The sequence below is a fragment of the Bacillus sp. FSL M7-0307 genome, from assembly GCF_038627835.1.
GTDB lineage: Bacteria > Bacillota > Bacilli > Bacillales > Bacillaceae > Bacillus > Bacillus altitudinis.
The window spans coordinates 1,137,796-1,155,635 of the sequence record NZ_CP152023.1; the positions used below are offsets into that span (position 1 = coordinate 1,137,796).

Sequence of the window (17,840 nt, forward strand, 5' to 3'; positions counted from 1 at the left end):
GCACTGCGATATCAGTGCTTCTTTTTTTATTTTACAAAAAAACAAGTTGATGGTAATTTTTATGTAAAATGAGTAAACCAGGAGGAAATCAAATGTTGTTATGGAAGACGTTTCGCTATTCCTGTCTTCACTTTTTTATCGTCACGATGCTTTTCTCAATGTCTTTTTTAACGAAACCAAACGGAGGAAAGTGGATGATCGCATTTTTAGTGCTCATTTGCATCATTTCGTTTTCGGTTGAATTTGCTGTGTATCGGCGCACGAATAAACAGAAGGAAGAAGTCCGGCGTATGAAGTACCTTTATTTCATCATGTTTCAGGTCGCAATGACACTTCTTTTGTTTGCTTGCTTTCAAATGCTCATGAATCGTTCGATATAAAACTTTTTTGCTTTCTCTTGAAAAAAAGTGAAACCACCAATGGCATTGCTGCGTCTTACTAGTACAGGCGTTTAAATAGCAAGAAATCGGGAATAGATAAGGAAGTGGTTCTTAACTACATCATAAGGAGCGGATCCATGAATTGGTATGAAAAGCTCAGTGAATACTTCCCGATAGAAGAAATGAAGTCAAAAGAGCATATGGAAGCTTTATTAAAGGAAAGAAGTGATATTTATCATAAAGAAGAAGGGCCTCATCATGTGATGATGTACGCTGAATTTGATTCTTTCATCTTTATTGATTATTTATTTGTTTCCAAGGATGCAAGAGGTGAAGGCCTCGGCTCAAAGCTCATTCATAAGCTGAAGGAAAAAAGAAAACCGATCTTGCTTGAGGTCGAGCCTGTAGATGAAGATGATGCAGATACTGCAAAACGCCTAAAGTTTTATCAGAGAGAGCACTTCAAGCATGCTGAATCAATTGGTTATAAACGCAGGTCACTTGCAACGAATGAAGTGAACCGCATGGAAATTCTTTATTGGTCGCCTCGTACAGATAATGAGGAAGAAATGATGGAGGCCATGAGAAAGACGTACGAAAGAATCCATACGTATAAAGACGAAGAATGGTATGGACAATCGTATGAGGATGTTGACGATGTGCTGAAGGTCATTGAAAATAAAAAACAAAAAAATATTTTCGATCACTTCGACTAAATGAGAATGTTCAGACTTCAAACATCAGCACAAAAAGAATGAAATTGTCTAGTTTTTGTCACAAAAATTGCAAGAAAATCTGTTCACACTTACTTTTTTATAGTATAATCACTATAAAGATTACTTATTTAGAACAATTTTAATTTAAGAATACAGATCAATATTCATTCTACAAATTGAGGAGTGAAGATTTATGGTAACATTATACACATCACCAAGCTGTACATCATGTAGAAAAGCAAGAGCGTGGTTAGAAGAGCACAATATTCCATACCAAGAGAGAAATATCTTTTCTGAGCCTCTTTCAATCGATGAAATCAAAGAGATTCTTCGTATGACGGAAGATGGTACAGATGAAATTATCTCAACACGTTCTAAAGTATTCCAAAAACTAAATGTAAATGTTGAGACAATGCCACTTCAACAATTGTATAAACTAATCAATGAGCACCCTGGTCTTCTAAGACGTCCAATTATTTTGGATGAAAAAAGACTGCAAGTTGGGTACAACGAAGATGAAATTAGACGTTTCCTTCCTAGAACGGTTCGTACATTCCAACTTCGAGAAGCTCAGCGACTTGCTAACTAATAGACAACACGAAAAGCTGCCGATCATTTGGCAGCTTTTTTTATTTATTTTCAGCCGTTTGTTCGTAAAAGAGACTGGCTAAAATAACGGTTGCGACGGTTAAAAAAGGAAGCAACAATTCAAGTGTAGTATGCTGCGCCATAAATTCATTCAGTTTTACATCACGGACAATCATTTCTCCGCCAGTAAAAGCTAAAAGGGCACTCCCTCCGTATAAAAGAATCGGAAACTTGGTTAGTGCTGCATGAATCAGCTTACTCCCCCAAATAATAATCGGGACTGAAATCATTAAGCCAAAGGCAGTGAGCACCATGTTCCCCTTAGCTGCCCCTGCAACAGCAATCACATTATCAAGTGACATAAAAAGATCTGCAATCACGATGGTCTGAACAGCACGCCAAAGGGAGCCGCTGCTTTTAATCCGAATGGATTCTTTCTTTTGTTCTATTAACAAATTGTATCCGATATAAAGGAGAAAGAGACCGCCGATAAATTGCAAATAGGGGATGGTCAATAAATAAACGGCAGCACCAGTCATGGTGATTCTCATCAGCACTGCCAAAAGTGTGCCGATCCATATGGCTTTGTTTCGTTTTTCATTTGATAAGCTTCGACTGGCCATCGCAATGATTAATGCATTATCTCCGCCTAATATGAGATCTATGCCAATAATCATCAGTAAGGATACGATCCACTCTGTTTCCATCCAGTTCACCTCATTTCACTAAAATAGCTCGTACAACCAATATATGAGGACAATTCAAATATATGTTTCTGCAAGTTTTCTCTGCAAAAAATGCGTTTTTATTTCTTTTATTCATGTTTTATCATAAAATAGACAGTACACAGCAATACCTCATTTCTTTAAATGGTTAACATGTAGACGGAACGGGTAAAGTGTAGTAAAGTACTATTAATTGGGAGCTTGTATGTCCCTTCAACATCTTATATAGAAGGGAAGGTTGGCAAAATGGAAATCGAAAGAATAAATGAACATACAGTCAAATTTTATATTTCCTACGGTGATATTGAAGATCGCGGTTTTGACCGTGAAGAGATTTGGTATAATCGTGAACGCAGTGAAGAGCTGTTCTGGGAAGTGATGGACGAAGTGCACGAAGAAGAAGAATTTGCAGTAGAGGGACCACTTTGGATTCAAGTACAGGCACTTGATAAAGGTCTTGAAATTGTCGTGACAAAAGCCCAACTTTCTAAAGATGGACAAAAGCTCGAATTGCCGATTCCAGAAGATAAAAAAGATCAAACAGATGAAGAAAGTTTAGATGCTCTGCTTGATGATTTTCATAAAGAAGAGCAAGATCAAGAAGATCATAATGAGAAGGACAAAAAACTTCAACTTCAGTTCGTATTGAAAATGGATGACTTTGAAGATTTGATTGCACTTTCTCAATTAAATATGCAGGATTTTACGACAAGTTTATATTCGTTTGAAAACCGTTATTATCTATATGTTGACTTCCACGAGGATTTGTCAGATGAGCAGGTGGAGAATAAGCTTAGTATTCTGCTTGAATATGCTCATGAATCAGTGGTCAGCATCTACAGACTGCAAGAATACGGTCAGCTGATTGTCAAAGAGAATGCGCTTGAAACGATTCAACAGCACTTCTCGTAACAACCAAAAGTCGATTTCTATAGAGGAATCGACTTTTTTATCTGAATGAAAAAGTAAACAAAGTGATCGGCAAGGAGAAAATGAAATGAGAAATGTAGTCAAAGTTCTATTTTTTCTTATCATTACGATAGGTGCTTATTTGATTATCCAAATTTTTGCCGGTGATCTAGCGGTAAGTGTATTAAGTTCCGTCAGTGTTCTATTCACTTTATCGATTATCTTCATCGGGTTTGTCATTTTCTTAGAAAACAGAAACCCCTCTCAAACGATTACGTGGCTTGTGCTGCTTGGGAGCTTTCCGCTTTTCGGGTTTTTGTTTTATATTTTCTTTGGACGCAATATTAAAAAGCGCAGACTGTTTGAAAAGAAAGCGGTACTAGACGAACAGCTTGTCCAGGAAGATGAACGTATCCACAGAGAAGCGATTGAAAAAATGACTCATATGGGTGACCATCAGCAGCTCTTATTTAAGCTGGCCCACAGACTTGGACATACCCCTATTACGTATCGCACATCCTCTAAAGTTCTGACCAATGGAGAAGAAACGTTCTCTCATATTTTTGAAGAAATCAAAAAAGCAACACATCACATTCACCTAGAATATTATATTCTCCGTCATGATGATCTGGGACAAGAATTAAAGGACATTTTAATCGAGAAAGCAAAAAGTGGTGTGATTGTCCGCTTTTTATATGACGATGTAGGCAGCCTAAAACTTTCCCGTCAATATATTGCTGACTTAGAAAAGGCTGGCGTGCAGATCGTTCCGTTTTTACCAGTGAGACTCCCTTTATTAAATAATAAAATCAATTTCCGAAATCACCGGAAAATCGTGGTGATTGATGGAGAAGTAGGATTTGTCGGCGGGCTAAACATTGGGGACGAATATATGGGCAGAAGCAGACAATATGGATTTTGGCGTGATACCCACCTGATGATTAAAGGTGAGGCCGTTCGTGATTTGCAGCAGATTTTTATGCAGGATTGGTATTACATGACCAATGAAAGATGCTCGGGTGTGGATTATTTTAAAGATTTCAGCCATATGGAGAGTCGAGCAGAAGGCGTACAAATGATTGCGGGTGGTCCTGATAAACAGTGGGAAGTCATTAAAAATCTCTTTTTCTCCATGATTATCTCCGCCAAAAAATCAATTTGGATTGCTTCACCATATTTTGTACCTGATGATGATATTTTGTCCGCACTGAAAATTGCTGCTTTGAGCGGAGTCGATGTGCGAATCATTGCGCCGAAAAATCCAGATAAACGCATCGTATTTCATGCGTCCCGTTCATACTTCCCCGAACTTTTAGAAGCAGGTGCGAAGGTATACGAATATGATCAAGGCTTTATGCATAGTAAGTTTATCATTGTGGATAGTGAGCTAGCATCAATTGGTACAGCAAATATGGATATGAGAAGTTTTCATCTGAACTTTGAAGTGAATGCTTTCCTCTATAAAACAAAAAGTACAGAGAAGCTGGTCAACGACTTCTTAGGTGATTTAGAGCAGTCGCATGAAATTGTTCCAGAAGAATTTGCGAAGAGACCTTTGAGGGTGAGGTTGTTTGAATCAACAGCAAGATTATTATCACCTCTTTTATAAAAATTGTATTTCCCCCCTTTTCTAAAAGGGGGATTTTTTATTTTACTAAGGGAAGGTAGGTTAAAATCGTGTTTTGATACGATAAAAATTCATTTTCGATATTCGCTTCCTGATGAGAGAAAAAGCTATAATACGGTCATCAAAGAACAAGGGGCGAAAGATATGAATGCAGCGATCATGGAGAATGGCAAGCTGATTCGCATCACACAACATCTGACTAAAAGGCGGCTAGAGCATGTAAGAGCTATGTGCAAATTTTACTGTCCTGAATGTAGGCAGGAGGTTCTATTAAAGCTAGGTGAGCATCGTGTCCATCATTTTGCACATAAACAGCTCTCGGCATGTCCATTAGCGTCCACCGGTGAAACAGCTTATCATCAGGCAGGGAAAATGGCTCTTAAGGATTGGCTCACGCAGCTTGGATATGAGCCGTTACTAGAGAAATATGTTTCAAACATTCAGCAGCGCCCTGATGTGACCGTCGCTATAGAAAATAAAAGCTATGCCATCGAATTTCAATGCGCAAATATTTCGTGGAAAGAGCTGCATAAACGAACGGAAGGTCTCCGTGCTGCGGGGCTCTATCCTATATGGGTCATAGGGGCGAATCGTTTAAAACGAATGGGTGGCCAGCTCTTTTCATTCTCCTCCATTCATTGGGGAATTTTAAGGCAGTCAAAGAATAGGAGACTCATTTTTTATTGTCCGATCCAAAATAGATTCATCCACCTGGATCAACTTCTCGTGTTTCAGCCAACGAAAATATGTGCTTCAATGACCGTTAGACCGCCTTCAGCTTATCGCCAACTACCAGCACTCTTATCTGTTTCCTCGAGCAATCATCAATTGTATAAAGAGTGGCTCAAGTGTATTCGGCAATTTAGGGAGCGGCCACCCCGCATTTTAGCAAATGAAAGCAAGCGTTTAAGAACCATTTTTTATGAGCATCATCAAACAGCATGGCCATTTCTACCGACAGAATTATTTATCCCCCTGACAGAAGCATATATCTTTTCAAGCCCTGTTTATGTGTGGCAAGGATGTCTTTATGATTGGATGGTTCGAAAGGGAAAAGAACAAGTGACCATTCATCTTCTTTTAAAAGAAATTGAGCGATGTGTCCAGCATAAAGAAGTGAAGCTCCGATATGCCGATGTCACAATAGAAGAAATCAAAGAGGTGATCATTTCATATGTACGGGTGCTTGTGAATCTAGGGTTTTTATACATGACGAAAGAGGGTAATTATCAAGTAACGTCGAATCAAAAGCCTATACGAACAGCAGATGAAGCGATAAAACGAGATGCTTTCTTATTTCATTAGCATGTTTCATGCCCACTTTGATCATGATAAGAAAAAGGTGGTGCTGCTATTGAATAGAAAGAAACGCTTTTTTCTCATTTTTTTAGTTTGTTTGGTATTTATTTCTGCATATGATTTGACAAATATAGTTCAAAACAAAGAAGATAAATACAACACCAATTTCTTTCACTTTCCGAAAGGTTGGTTCAACACAACTCATGCAAGGGGGATTCATATGACTTCACAAAATAACAACAATCATTTACCAGACAGAAGCGAAGTAAAAGAAGAAAACAAATGGCGCCTTGAAGATATTTTTGAAAGTGTCGATTCTTGGAATAAGGAATTCGAAGCTGTAAAAAAAGAAATTCCGAAGCTCGCCCAATTTAAAGGCAAGCTGGCCCATTCTGCTGATGTCTTGTATGAAGCCCTAACATTTCAGGATCAACTTTCTGAAAAGCTTGGCAAGCTTTATACATATGCGCACATGAAATACGATGAAGATACAACAAATTCATCATTTCAGGCTTTAAATGATAAAGCATCCAATTTATTTACACAGCTGTCTAGTACATCTGCCTATATTGTTCCGGAAATTTTATCTATTCAAGAAGATAAGCTGCAACAATTTATTTTGGAAAAAGAAGAATTAAAACTTTATTCTCACGCTCTCGAAGAAATTAACAAAGAGCGTCCGCATATTTTAAGTGAGGAGCAAGAAGCTTTATTAGCTGAAGCCTCTGAACCTTTATCAACATCATCCACTACGTTTAGTATGTTTAATAATGCAGATATTTCGTTCCCTTCTGTTAAGGATGAAAATGGAGAAGAAAAGAAAATTACTCATGGCAACTTCATTACCTTTTTAAACAGTGATGATCGTGAAGTGAGAAAGAATGCTTTTAAAGCCGTTTATAAAACGTATGATCAGTATAAGAATACTTTGGCGTCTACACTCAGCGGCTCGATTAAAAAGGATAATTTTTATGCGAAAGTACGTCATTACAAATCGGCAAGAGAAGCAGCGTTATCACGAAATAGTATTCCTGAAGAAGTGTATGACAATCTAATTGATACAGTTCATCAATATTTACCGTTATTACATCGCTACATTGAATTGCGTAAAAAGGTATTAAAGCTTGATGAAGTGCACAATTATGACTTGTATACACCATTAGTAAAAGATGCTGGCATGAAGCTGACCTATGATGAAGCAAAGGATTATATGCTGAAAGGGTTAGCGCCATTAGGAGAAGAATATGTTTCGGTATTAAAAGAGGGACTCGAAAATCGCTGGGTAGACGTTTATGAGAATAAAGGGAAACGAAGCGGCGCGTATTCTTCTGGAAGCTATGGCACGAACCCTTATATCTTAATGAACTGGCAAAATAATATTGATAATTTATTTACGCTGGCTCATGAATTTGGTCACTCTGTTCATAGCTACTATACAAGAAAGCATCAGCCATATCCGTACGGAAACTACAGCATTTTTGTAGCAGAAGTGGCTTCTACAACAAATGAAGCATTACTAGGTGAATACTTACTCAATCATTTAGAGGACAAAAAGCAGCGCTTGTATGTGCTCAATCACTTGTTAGAAGGATTTAGAGGGACGGTATTCAGACAAACGATGTTTGCAGAGTTCGAGCATCTCATTCATGTGAAAGCGCAAGAAGGGGAGGCATTAACGCCAGAGTTTATGACGAACCTGTATTACGACCTGAATAAGAAGTATTTTGGCGACGGTATGGTTGTGGATAAGGAAATCGGATTAGAATGGACGCGAATTCCGCATTTCTATTACAACTATTATGTGTATCAATATGCAACAGGCTATAGTGCGGCTCAGGCATTAAGTAAACAAATTTTAGAAGAAGGGAAACCTGCGGTGGAGCGCTATACAGATTTCCTTAAAGCAGGAAGCTCTGACTATCCAATCAACGTGCTGAAAAAAGCTGGTGTAGATATGGCATCAAAAGAACCAATTGAGGCAGCATGTCAATTGTTTGAAGAAAAATTAAAGGAAATGGAAGAGCTCATCTCAAAGACTGGTGAGTAACGAGAAGACTTCTGTCAGATGTGTGAGTGCAAACTCACCTTTTGGCAGGAGTTTTTTCTTGAAATAAAAAAGACCAGATTGTTGACAAAGGGCTAAAATGAACTTGATTTTAGCCCATTGACTTCTTTTTAGCGTGATAGAAAACCTTTGCAGGCTAGGAAGGCCGAGTTACTTGCGCGGAGCGAATTTGACATTCGTGAGCACTAGCACGCAGGACTGACACCGAATGCGAGGGTCGCCTACACGCTAGACCTCGTCTATATGAACGAGGTTTGTACATTCAATGATTACGCTTTAAAACCTTTGAAGGTTTTTCGGTGATTCATTCGATAGAGTGTAAAGAGAATGGAAGCGAATAGGAGTGGAGATGTCAGGTAAAGAGGTAACATCTTCATTAAGCCTAATATATTTAAACAGAAACATAAGCCAATGGCAACAAGTCCAATGGTTGTGCTGCGCATGCAGATCCCCCCATTTTTTTGTTACTTTCACTATATGAAAGTGACAGTCCTCTTATGTTTTGTGACAAAAATATGAACATATAGTATATCGGTTGTCATAAGTCGACAAAATTTGATATACTACAGATGTGAAATTAATCACATACAAACATTACCCCTTTGTTTGACCGTGAAAAATTTCTCCCATCCCCTTTGTTGTCGTTAAGACATAGTGAAACCGCGCTTATCCCGGCGCGGTTTCTTCGTACTTACAAATAGAACAAGTGTTCTTTTTGGGGTAAAGAAAAAACATGGGTCAGCACCCATGTTCATTCTCACAGCGGTAGACATCAAGATCTGAATGATTGTCTCCTTCTGTATAACGCCAAAACATTTCCTGATGTACTTGTACACGTTCTACCTTTTTAGCAAATGCGAGTTTTTTCATCTCGCGTTCAACTTCTTCAAGGGTCAGGTCATATACAACGGCAATTTCTTTTGCTGATGCAAATTGAAAGTAAGCGATAAACCATTCAATTGGCGGTCGTTCTGAAGGTGTTGGTTTTTCGCCAATCATTTCAAAGAGAATTTCCTCGTAAATATCATAAGAATATGCACCTGAAATCTTTAATCCTTCTTCACCATTTATCGTATTAAAAAAGGCGAAAGTGGGAAGCTCAGACACATCCATTTCAGCTGCGATTTTCATATCACATTGGAGCGCTTTGACAGCACTTTGAGAATGGATATCTCGCTGGAACTCTTCAATGTCCAGTCCAGCCGTTTTTGCATTTTCTAGCAAGACTTGTTCACTGGTGACGTCCTGCTGATGGCAAAAAAGCGATTCTTGAATGAGTCGTAAAAATTTCATTCCGCATTTTCTGCCCTGAAGTTCAGCTGCTTTTAATGCAAGAGAGGCGAGATAAGGTGATGTCACAATTTGTTCAGACAACATTTGTTCTTTTTTGGTCTGAGTTTTCGTGGCAAATTTCCCCCACGCTTCGGTTAGTAAATGTTTTTTTCGTTTCCGGTTCAAAGCATTAATACTAGAACTTGTAACCGTTCGTAAAGTGAAGAAACGGCCATATTTCATTTTCAACTTTTTAATTGATGGCTCTAATAACCAGCAGTCCGGGCTGAGAGGATCAATGAATACATAGATTTCAATCGGCTTTTGAGGATGTCCGTGACAATGTGAGAAATATTGCTCATGCGGATTGCAGCTCAAGATCGTCCGTCCTTTTCAGGTATTTGGTTGACCATGTGACGAGCCGTCAAAGACAGTCGCTCAAATAAAAAGTCACGAATATCGCCGGTTAGTCCTACTTGATCCATTGCATCCTCCATGCATTCAAGCCATGCGTCCGCTCGCTCCTCAGTAATCGGAAAAGGGAGATGTCTCGCCCGTAGCATTGGGTGACCATGCTCCTCAGTATAAAGCGGCGGTCCGCCTAAATATTGAGTTAAGAACTGTTTTTGTTTTCTTGCTGTTTCTTTTAAGTCATCCGGGAAAATAGGATGAAGCAAAGGATGACACTTTACATTTTCATAAAAAGTATCAACAAGTTGCGATAGAAGTTCCTCTCCAACCGCTTCGTAAGGTGCGTTAAACGATTGTACCATGTTGACTACTCCTTTAACTCGTAGCTAATAGGATGGCTCACCCTATTGCGAATTTCATGTATTTCAAAAGTGATATTCAGTTTGTTCTATTTTGTTGTTTCTATTATTGTATACTTATTTTAACAACCTCTACTCAATTCCACAAACAAACCGCTTTGGTCCTTTGGGAAAAGTGAGGGAGACAGGTTCCGTGTTCAATTGACCATATCATAACACATTCAGTCAAAAAAGGGTGAAAAGCGACATACAAAAAACCGAAGAGGTTATTCTCTTCGGTTTAGGCGAAATATTGAGCTGTGATTTTCTTTACATAATTTTGTGTTTCTTTAAATGGAGGAATACCTCCGTACTTATCTACATTCCCTGAGCCTGCGTTATAAGCGGCTAAGGCGAGTGAGACATTTCCATTATATTTTTGAAGCATTTGTTTTAAATACTTCGTTCCGCCTTCAATGTTTTGGGCTGCATCAAAGGCATTGTTCACGCCAAGTGATTTAGCAGTAGACGGCATTAGCTGCATCAGTCCAAGTGCACCTGCATGGCTGACAGCATTCGTGCGATAACCGGATTCTTGCTTGATCACTGCATGGATCAGTTTTTCTGGAACTCCGTGCTTTTGAGCCATTTGTGAGACGATTTGATTAATCTCTTTTGATGAAGAGCCTGAAACAGCTTTTTGAAGGGGCGGTGTGTAGCTGTTATTTAAGACGTTTCCAATACCATTTGCGGTATTCAATTGGCTGTCATTTGCATAAAGAGACTGAGATTGAAGCTGTTCACTGCCCGCTATCGCAGATAAATATGGATTCATTCGTGCATATTGCGTGTTCGGAGACGTTGATGGGTCCGATCCCATGAAAGCAGAAATGGAAAGCGGGAGTCGAGATAATTCTGATCCGCCTAAAAAATCTTGCAACAGCGACTGGAATGAAGTCTCAGCGCTTGATTCTTGTCCAGCTGTGAGTTGTGTTTGTCCATTATCAGATTGTAACGTTTTGAGTGCTTGAAGCTGCATAAAGGATTGAAGTTGATTGACGTTCATCATGTTCCTCCTTCAAGGAATTCATCTATTCTTTTGTTTTCATTTTTTCTTCATAAAAACGTACGACTTTGTTTTTCGTGTGTCTTGGTGGGATCTGAAATTGCTGAAGCAATGCTGTGAAAGCAGCTTGTCCAATGTCTAAATCACTCACTTCAAATTCAAGTTCATAGTCCTCTACTGTTAAATATCGGCTGTGATCCAAAACAATTAAGCCTTCTTTGATCATTTTTTCTGCTCTTGACGTTTCCAGTGAACCAAAATAGACGATTTGATCCTTTTGAATGTGAAGGTGTACTAATCTGTCTGCCACTTCACCTTCTGGCAGTTGGAAATGTTCAAGACTAGCGGGAGGATCGATCGTTTGGTGGGTTTCCAAAAGGCCAATCTCATGCGGTTCCTTTAATGTGAGGACCCACTGCCCACCTTTTTCTCTCATTCGTAATGCAGCGAATTTGGATTTTATATCAAATTGAGGTGTATCAAAATAATAGTTGGTTTGAGTGAGGAAGTCCTCGTCCTTTAATTGGAAATATTCTTTTAGCTGTTCAAATTCTTTTTTCATTAATAATTGTTTTAGTTCTATCTCAATTTCCTGTGCCATTTTGACATCAACCTTTCATTTAGAGGAAATATGATTATTGTACATGAAAAGCTTCTTTTTTTCTTATTTATTCCTTAAAAAGAGACGTATATAGATGCTAAATGAGGCAAAATGAACAACGAAATGGAGAAATCAAATTTTCTCAAAAAGTTCGGTTTATCAATATTGAACTTGATATGATAAAATAAAGCTGTACTTTGTTGTAAAGGAGATCATGATGCAAAACAGAATTGAAATCACAGAAGCAACTTTAAAAGAAGACAGGCTGATCTTGACGGTCCAGTCAGATGAGCAAATTCAAAAAGCAAAAGCATCAGGACAAATGCTTGTTGATTCTGATCACTTTGCGTTCGTTTACATACTTGAGACTGAGGAGTCTTTTACGTATCTTATTTTAGGAGAACATACATGGGCTCCATTAAAAGAAGCAATGAATCGTGAAATCCCTGTCTATTTGGCGGCGGAAGAGCAAACGCTAGAACTCATTCAACTTCATCAGGAATTAAACTATTTAATCGACAATATTAAAGACAATGCCAATTACGGAGATATGGAAGAGAAAGTGAAGAGCACATTCCTCTGAAATAATTAGGTATTTGGAATTGGGGGAAGTTTCATGGACAAAAAACAATGGGATCAATTCCTCGCACCATATAAGCAAGCAGTCGAAGAATTAAAAGTGAAACTAAAAGGCATTCGAAAACTGTATGAATTTGAGGATGACCATTCACCAGTAGAATTTGTCACTGGCCGAGTGAAACCCGTTGCCAGCATATTGGAAAAGGCAAAGCGTAAAAACATCCCGATGCATGAGATTGAAACGATGCAGGATATTGCAGGGCTTCGCATTATGTGCCAATTTGTAGAAGATATACAAGTCGTCAAGAAAATGCTTCAGTCACGAAAAGATTTCGTGGTTGTAGATAAACGCGACTACATTGCAGAACATAAAGAAAGCGGATACCGCTCGTACCACCTTGTTGTGTTATATCCGCTGCAAACGATCAATGGAGAGAAGCAGCTCCTCGTCGAAATCCAAATCCGTACATTAGCCATGAATTTTTGGGCGACCATCGAGCATTCTCTGAATTATAAATATAGCGGGAATATCCCGGAGAAGGTCAAGCAGCGCCTTCAAAGAGCTTCTGAGGCAGCATCTCTTCTTGATGATGAGATGTCTGAAATCAGAGGGGAAATTCAAGAAGCGCAAGTGGCATTTTCCCGGAAAAAGAAAAACGATAGCTGAGCCTAAGCTTGATCAAATATGATGCTGCTTTCTCGTCGCAGCAAGGTGGAAAAGGAGAAGAATTCATGAAATTTGCAGTTTCTTCGAAAGGGAATTCTGTATCTGACACACTTAAAAATAAAATACAGACCTACTTATTGGATTTTGGAATGGAATTAAATGAAGAGGAACCCGATCTCGTCATTACAGTTGGCGGAGACGGAACCCTTTTATACGCTTTTCACCGGTATAGCAACCGTCTGAACGAAACCGCTTTTGTCGGCGTACATACAGGCCATCTTGGTTTTTATGCGGACTGGGTCCCGAGTGAAATTGAAAAGCTTGTGTTAGCCATTGCCAAAACGCCTTATCATATTGTGGAATATCCGATTCTTGAAGTCATCGTCAGGTACAACGATGGGGGCAGGGAAGAAAAATATTTAGCAATGAATGAATGTACGATTAAAAGTATGGAAGGTACACTTGTGGCAGATGTTGAGATTAGGGGTCAGCTTTTTGAAACATTCAGAGGAGACGGTCTTTGTTTGTCTACACCATCTGGCAGTACAGCCTATAATAAGGCACTTGGCGGGGCTATTATTCACCCATCCATTAGGGCGATCCAGCTGGCAGAAATGGCTTCAATCAACAACAGAGTGTTTAGAACGGTCGGTTCGCCGCTCATTTTGCCGGACCACCATACGTGTGTGATCAAACCGATTAATGATGTGGATTTTCAGGTGACGATAGATCATTTGTCGCTGCTGCATAAAGATGTGAAATCCATTCAATGCCGAGTGGCAGACGAGAATGTCCGGTTTGCCCGATTTAGACCATTTCCGTTTTGGAAAAGGGTGCAAGATTCCTTTATCGGCAAAGGAGAATAAGAAAGAGGTTGTTCTCGCTGGAATACTTTAAGATAAACAAAACCATATCAGCCAAAGAAGAAGGCAGGCTGCTGAAGGACTACTTAATCGATCTTGGCATTTCAAAAAGAATGCTGACAGATATTAAATTTGATGGCGGTGACCTTCTGATTAATGGAGAGCATGTGACCGTGAGATATGAGCTGCGCGAGGGAGACAGGCTCACCATTTTATTTCCCGAGGAAAAAGTGAGTGAAGGGCTAAAACCTTCGGCCATTCCACTTGATATTTTATTTGAGGACGAGCACGTGCTTGTGCTGAATAAAAAGCCGTATATCCCATCGATTCCTTCTCGAGAGCACCCTGAGCATAGTATTGCAAATGGGTTGCTTCACCATTATGCTGAGCAGTCCGTTCGGCTGACTGTCCATTTGGTGAACCGTCTTGATCGTGATACTTCTGGTGTCATGTTAGTCGCTAAACATCGCTTTGCACACAGCCTTTTATCAAAGGCGCAGAAAAAAGGGGAAGTCAAGCGAACGTATAGAGCCATGACACATGGCATGATCACGCAAAAGGAAGGAACGATTAGAGCAAAAATTGCTCGAAAAGGGGACAGCATTATTGAACGAATGGTGGATGAGTCTGGTCAGGAAGCCGTAACACATTATACAGTGCGGGCGGTACATACTCATTTAGACATGTCTGATGTGTCCCTCACCCTTGAAACGGGAAGAACTCATCAAATTCGTGTTCACATGCAATTCCTTGGTCATCCGCTTGTTGGAGATACGCTATATGGTGGAACAAGCGAGAGAATAGGCAGGCAGGCACTTCATAGTGAGACCCTTGTTTTTCCGCATCCGATAACAGGGGAGTCCATGACATTTTCGGCTCCTTTGCCGGATGATATGACATTATTGCTTCAGTAAACAAGTAAACCCGGTCACCTGTCATGGTGGACCGGGTTTTTTATTGCGTGAAATGCTGAAACCTTGAATCATCATATGGCATAGATGAAGGAACAGATACTGTCTCAAGTTCTGGGTATCTAAGAGCAGAGAGCTGGTGGCCAAAGACGCAGCCTGTATCAATATTAACCGTTCTACCGATAAATCTTGGTTCTTTTACGGGTGTATGCCCGTACACAATCCATGGTTTTCCGTGATATTCCTTTGCCCAGTCCTTCCTGACAGGTCGACCATCCGGCCATGTTTCTCCGGTGACTGCTCCAAATAATAGATAGGACCTCATCTGCTTGTTCGGTTTTTTGCCAATATCCTTTTCCTTCATCGCTGCGTGTGCAATGATCAGTTCATTCGGAATGAGTACATCATAAAGCGGCGCCTTTTCAAATAAATGTTTAAATTCACGTGATAAAATGGTTTGTTCATCATGTGGCAGTTTTTTGATTTCGTTCACCGTTGTTTCAATGCCGTGCAGTAATTTAACGGGATTTCCTTTCAAATAGCGATACAGCTTAAAACAATGGTTGCCAGGCACATAGCGGATTGCGCCCTTAGAATAGGCGTGTATGACAAATTGCATGACGGCAACTGATCGAGGGCCGCGGTCTGTTAAATCACCAACAAGGGCCAGTGTTCTCTTATCAGGGTGGACAGGTAGTCCATGTTTGAGTTCGTATCCTAGTTTGTGTATGAGGGTAAGCAGCTCTTCGTAGCAGCCATGGATATCGCCTATGATATCGAATTTCATAAAGGTTCCTCCTGATTTTTTCATCCATTTATCGGATATAAAGAAGTTTGAATTTTAGAAAATATAACGAATGGCTTTCATTTCATTTGGGCAATTGTTAGAATCAATGCTTTAACGTAAAACTTAAAAATTAAACATGAATGTTAGGAGGCTTTAGCCAATGGAGCATACATCTGTTTCATCACTCGTTGTCGTTATTATTGTAGCCTTTTTCACCCCCATTTTATTGCACCGATTTAAGCTGACCATCCCGGTCGTTGTCGCTGAAATCATCATGGGGCTCATCATTGGAAAAAGCGGTCTTCAACTAGTTGTTGAACACGACGCATGGCTAGATACGTTATCCATGCTAGGTTTTATTTTTCTTATGTTTTTAAGTGGACTTGAAATAGATTTTTCTTCTTTTGAATCAAAGAAGAAAGCGCGAGAACTGCCAAATGGTTTAAAAGAACCGAATACATTTAAAACAGCGACCATTATTTTTGTTGGCGTATTTTGTATGTCCTTTATCCTGTCTTATGCGTTTGTCCTTGCAGGATTTATTCAAAACGCCTTTTTAATGACGCTTATTATTTCCACCATCTCATTGGGTGTGGTAGTTCCTACCTTAAAAGAGGAAAAGTTGATGCAGACGAATATTGGTCAAATCATTTTGCTTGTAGCCGTCATTGCTGATTTGGTGACAATGATTTTACTTGCTGTGTTTTCCTCCATTTATGGCGATGGAACAGGGAACATGTGGTTGCTCTTATTATTATTTGCGGCAGGTATTCTTCTTTATTTATTTGGCCGGGTATTTAAGACAAAGTCCATTTTTCAGTCCATGTCAAAAGGAACGGTGCAAATTGGGACAAGAGCCATCTTTACTCTCATTATAGTCTTAGTTGCCTTATCTGAATCACTCGGTGCTGAAAATATTCTTGGGGCTTTTTTAGCAGGTGTGCTTGTGTCGCTTCTTTCGCCTAATAAAGAACTCGTACAGCAGCTGGACTCGTTTGGCTATGGATTTTTAATTCCGATCTTTTTTGTGATGGTCGGTGTGGACCTGAATATATGGTCACTCTTTAAAGATCCAACCATCATGATCATGATTCCGCTGCTGTTTATCGCATTATTGCTTAGTAAACTCGTTCCGATTCTTTATTTAAAAAAATGGTATGACATGAAAAAAGTCATCGGTTCTGGTTTTTTATTAACCTCGACGTTATCCCTTGTCATTGCTGCTGCAACGATTGGTGAGCGGCTTGGTGTCATTGATCATAAAATGTCAGGAGCTCTTATTCTAGTCGCTGTGCTCACGAGTATTTTAACACCTGTTTGGTTTAAGGCGTTATTTAAACAAGAACGTGAAACCAATCATAAAAAGCGTGTGACGTTTATTGGGGCGAATCAGCTGACGTTACCTGTGACGCTTGATTTGCATCAGGATGAATATGACATCCGTATTTTGCACGTCTTTCAGGAAAATAAAGAAGCCTTGCTTGCTGACTCCATCTTTGAAGTTGAAGCGATTGAACAATATGACGATGATACGCTCAGGCAGGCTGGCATCGGGCAAGAGGATGTGCTCGTTGTGGCTACAGGCAGTGAAACGAAAAATAAGGAAATTGCTTTATTTGCAAAAGAAGAAGGGTCTAAACAAGTCATTGCAAGTGTTAACAAAGCGGAAGCCGAGCTGACTTTAAAGGAAGCAGGGATCGATACCTTTTCTAATTTCTTATCATCTAAAACGGTGCTGAGGGCATTGATTGAAGCACCTGATGCGATTCGCTTGTTAACAAATGAGGATTCTTCTTTGTATCAAATTCAAATGAACAATCATCGGTATCATAATGTCATGCTGCGGGAATTTCCTTTTACCGGCGATTTGGTGTTTGTCCGTATTTTTAGAGGAATTGACAGCTTAGTGCCGCATGGGGATACGACGCTTAGAAGCGGTGACCGCGTGCTTGTGTCTGGCTCCCGGGAGTATGTGGCAGGACTTAGAGCCCAATTAGAGTTGCAATGAACCCTTGACCGATGAACAATTCCTGATT

General features: G+C 39.6%; 19 protein-coding genes. 12 read left to right on the forward strand and 7 right to left on the reverse strand.

Going from position 1 to position 17,840, the window contains the following annotated elements; genetic code table 11:
• Positions 1-92 precede the first annotated feature (92 nt).
• The 3 genes from MHI41_RS05690 to spxA all read left to right on the forward strand — a co-directional run bounded on the left by MHI41_RS05690 (position 93) and on the right by spxA (position 1,685).
• Positions 93-380, forward strand: coding sequence for a hypothetical protein (locus tag MHI41_RS05690; protein WP_113747596.1), 288 nt, complete (start codon positions 93-95; stop codon positions 378-380).
• Positions 381-517: 137 nt separating this feature from the next.
• Complete coding sequence (locus tag MHI41_RS05695) at positions 518-1,096, forward strand: GNAT family N-acetyltransferase (RefSeq protein ID WP_057079699.1); 579 nt, start codon at positions 518-520, stop codon at positions 1,094-1,096.
• Between the two features lie 193 nt (positions 1,097-1,289).
• Entirely contained in the window at positions 1,290-1,685 is a 396-nt protein-coding gene (gene spxA, locus MHI41_RS05700) for a transcriptional regulator SpxA (protein ID WP_003211421.1), read from the forward strand.
• Positions 1,686-1,725: 40 nt separating this feature from the next.
• Here the strand turns inward: spxA and MHI41_RS05705 are convergent, their stop codons facing one another.
• Positions 1,726-2,391 (reverse strand): TerC family protein, encoded by a 666-nt coding sequence (locus tag MHI41_RS05705; RefSeq protein ID WP_007499010.1) that lies wholly within the window; start codon positions 2,389-2,391, stop codon positions 1,726-1,728.
• A gap of 264 nt (positions 2,392-2,655) precedes the next feature.
• On the opposite strand from MHI41_RS05705, the gene mecA reads away from it, so the two are divergent.
• From mecA to pepF, 4 genes are all read left to right on the forward strand, one after another.
• Positions 2,656-3,321, forward strand: coding sequence for an adaptor protein MecA (gene mecA / locus MHI41_RS05710; protein ID WP_008348474.1), 666 nt, complete (start codon positions 2,656-2,658; stop codon positions 3,319-3,321).
• Between the two features lie 85 nt (positions 3,322-3,406).
• The gene (gene cls / locus MHI41_RS05715) at positions 3,407-4,927 is read left to right on the forward strand and encodes a cardiolipin synthase (protein ID WP_008348473.1); all 1,521 of its coding nucleotides are present in this window, start codon (positions 3,407-3,409) and stop codon (positions 4,925-4,927) included.
• Between the two features lie 162 nt (positions 4,928-5,089).
• Positions 5,090-6,250, forward strand: coding sequence for a competence protein CoiA family protein (locus tag MHI41_RS05720; protein ID WP_272511399.1), 1,161 nt, complete (start codon positions 5,090-5,092; stop codon positions 6,248-6,250).
• A 214-nt stretch (positions 6,251-6,464) separates the two neighbouring features.
• Positions 6,465-8,291 (forward strand): oligoendopeptidase F, encoded by a 1,827-nt coding sequence (pepF, locus tag MHI41_RS05725; RefSeq protein ID WP_282706805.1) that lies wholly within the window; start codon positions 6,465-6,467, stop codon positions 8,289-8,291.
• A 287-nt stretch (positions 8,292-8,578) separates the two neighbouring features.
• Here pepF and MHI41_RS05730 read toward each other — a convergent pair whose 3' ends face one another.
• The 5 genes from MHI41_RS05730 to MHI41_RS05750 all read right to left on the reverse strand — a co-directional run bounded on the left by MHI41_RS05730 (position 8,579) and on the right by MHI41_RS05750 (position 11,997).
• Entirely contained in the window at positions 8,579-8,752 is a 174-nt protein-coding gene (locus tag MHI41_RS05730; protein WP_008348466.1) for a hypothetical protein, read from the reverse strand.
• A gap of 295 nt (positions 8,753-9,047) precedes the next feature.
• Positions 9,048-9,959, reverse strand: a complete 912-nt coding sequence (locus MHI41_RS05735) for a ClpXP adapter SpxH family protein (protein ID WP_007499002.1) — start codon at positions 9,957-9,959, stop codon at positions 9,048-9,050.
• Positions 9,956-10,354, reverse strand: a complete 399-nt coding sequence (locus MHI41_RS05740) for a thiol management oxidoreductase (RefSeq protein WP_007499001.1) — start codon at positions 10,352-10,354, stop codon at positions 9,956-9,958. Before MHI41_RS05740 ends, MHI41_RS05735 begins: the two co-directional genes overlap by 4 nt.
• Before the next feature lie 277 nt (positions 10,355-10,631).
• Positions 10,632-11,396, reverse strand: coding sequence for a lytic transglycosylase domain-containing protein (locus MHI41_RS05745; protein WP_008348461.1), 765 nt, complete (start codon positions 11,394-11,396; stop codon positions 10,632-10,634).
• 25 nt (positions 11,397-11,421) lie between these two features.
• Positions 11,422-11,997: a CYTH domain-containing protein gene (locus MHI41_RS05750; RefSeq protein WP_048001687.1), complete on the reverse strand. Its 576-nt coding sequence runs from the start codon at positions 11,995-11,997 to the stop codon at positions 11,422-11,424.
• 217 nt (positions 11,998-12,214) lie between these two features.
• On the opposite strand from MHI41_RS05750, the gene MHI41_RS05755 reads away from it, so the two are divergent.
• The 4 genes from MHI41_RS05755 to MHI41_RS05770 all read left to right on the forward strand — a co-directional run bounded on the left by MHI41_RS05755 (position 12,215) and on the right by MHI41_RS05770 (position 15,020).
• Positions 12,215-12,580 (forward strand): hypothetical protein, encoded by a 366-nt coding sequence (locus MHI41_RS05755; protein ID WP_008348459.1) that lies wholly within the window; start codon positions 12,215-12,217, stop codon positions 12,578-12,580.
• Positions 12,581-12,613: 33 nt separating this feature from the next.
• Complete coding sequence (locus MHI41_RS05760; protein WP_008348457.1) at positions 12,614-13,243, forward strand: GTP pyrophosphokinase family protein; 630 nt, start codon at positions 12,614-12,616, stop codon at positions 13,241-13,243.
• A 65-nt stretch (positions 13,244-13,308) separates the two neighbouring features.
• A complete protein-coding gene (locus tag MHI41_RS05765; protein ID WP_008355343.1) occupies positions 13,309-14,109 on the forward strand; it encodes an NAD kinase in 801 nt (266 codons plus the stop codon).
• Positions 14,110-14,126: 17 nt separating this feature from the next.
• On the forward strand, positions 14,127-15,020 hold the full coding sequence (locus MHI41_RS05770; RefSeq protein ID WP_060781631.1) for an RluA family pseudouridine synthase: 894 nt from the start codon (positions 14,127-14,129) through the stop codon (positions 15,018-15,020).
• A gap of 40 nt (positions 15,021-15,060) precedes the next feature.
• Here MHI41_RS05770 and prpE read toward each other — a convergent pair whose 3' ends face one another.
• Positions 15,061-15,804, reverse strand: coding sequence for a bis(5'-nucleosyl)-tetraphosphatase PrpE (gene prpE / locus MHI41_RS05775; protein ID WP_113747594.1), 744 nt, complete (start codon positions 15,802-15,804; stop codon positions 15,061-15,063).
• 160 nt (positions 15,805-15,964) lie between these two features.
• Here prpE and MHI41_RS05780 point away from each other — a divergent pair, with 160 nt between their 5' ends.
• On the forward strand, positions 15,965-17,812 hold the full coding sequence (locus MHI41_RS05780; protein WP_046527497.1) for a monovalent cation:proton antiporter family protein: 1,848 nt from the start codon (positions 15,965-15,967) through the stop codon (positions 17,810-17,812).
• The last annotated feature ends 28 nt before the right edge of the window (positions 17,813-17,840 follow it).

Excerpts from the sequence above, each read along its gene's own strand:
- MHI41_RS05780 (WP_046527497.1), top strand. The coding sequence starts at position 15,965 with ATGGAGCATACATCTGTTTCATCACTCGTTGTCGTTATTATTGTAGCC.
- MHI41_RS05765 (WP_008355343.1), top strand. The coding sequence starts at position 13,309 with ATGAAATTTGCAGTTTCTTCGAAAGGGAATTCTGTATCTGACACACTT.
- MHI41_RS05740 (WP_007499001.1), bottom strand. The coding sequence starts at position 10,354 with ATGGTACAATCGTTTAACGCACCTTACGAAGCGGTTGGAGAGGAACTT.
- cls (WP_008348473.1), top strand. The coding sequence starts at position 3,407 with ATGAGAAATGTAGTCAAAGTTCTATTTTTTCTTATCATTACGATAGGT.
- MHI41_RS05730 (WP_008348466.1), bottom strand. The coding sequence starts at position 8,752 with ATGCGCAGCACAACCATTGGACTTGTTGCCATTGGCTTATGTTTCTGT.
- MHI41_RS05755 (WP_008348459.1), top strand. The coding sequence starts at position 12,215 with ATGCAAAACAGAATTGAAATCACAGAAGCAACTTTAAAAGAAGACAGG.
- spxA (WP_003211421.1), top strand. The coding sequence starts at position 1,290 with ATGGTAACATTATACACATCACCAAGCTGTACATCATGTAGAAAAGCA.
- MHI41_RS05745 (WP_008348461.1), bottom strand. The coding sequence starts at position 11,396 with ATGAACGTCAATCAACTTCAATCCTTTATGCAGCTTCAAGCACTCAAA.
- MHI41_RS05690 (WP_113747596.1), top strand. The coding sequence starts at position 93 with ATGTTGTTATGGAAGACGTTTCGCTATTCCTGTCTTCACTTTTTTATC.
- MHI41_RS05760 (WP_008348457.1), top strand. The coding sequence starts at position 12,614 with ATGGACAAAAAACAATGGGATCAATTCCTCGCACCATATAAGCAAGCA.
- MHI41_RS05750 (WP_048001687.1), bottom strand. The coding sequence starts at position 11,997 with ATGGCACAGGAAATTGAGATAGAACTAAAACAATTATTAATGAAAAAA.
- prpE (WP_113747594.1), bottom strand. The coding sequence starts at position 15,804 with ATGAAATTCGATATCATAGGCGATATCCATGGCTGCTACGAAGAGCTG.
- mecA (WP_008348474.1), top strand. The coding sequence starts at position 2,656 with ATGGAAATCGAAAGAATAAATGAACATACAGTCAAATTTTATATTTCC.
- MHI41_RS05695 (WP_057079699.1), top strand. The coding sequence starts at position 518 with ATGAATTGGTATGAAAAGCTCAGTGAATACTTCCCGATAGAAGAAATG.
- MHI41_RS05705 (WP_007499010.1), bottom strand. The coding sequence starts at position 2,391 with ATGGAAACAGAGTGGATCGTATCCTTACTGATGATTATTGGCATAGAT.
- pepF (WP_282706805.1), top strand. The coding sequence starts at position 6,465 with ATGACTTCACAAAATAACAACAATCATTTACCAGACAGAAGCGAAGTA.
- MHI41_RS05720 (WP_272511399.1), top strand. The coding sequence starts at position 5,090 with ATGAATGCAGCGATCATGGAGAATGGCAAGCTGATTCGCATCACACAA.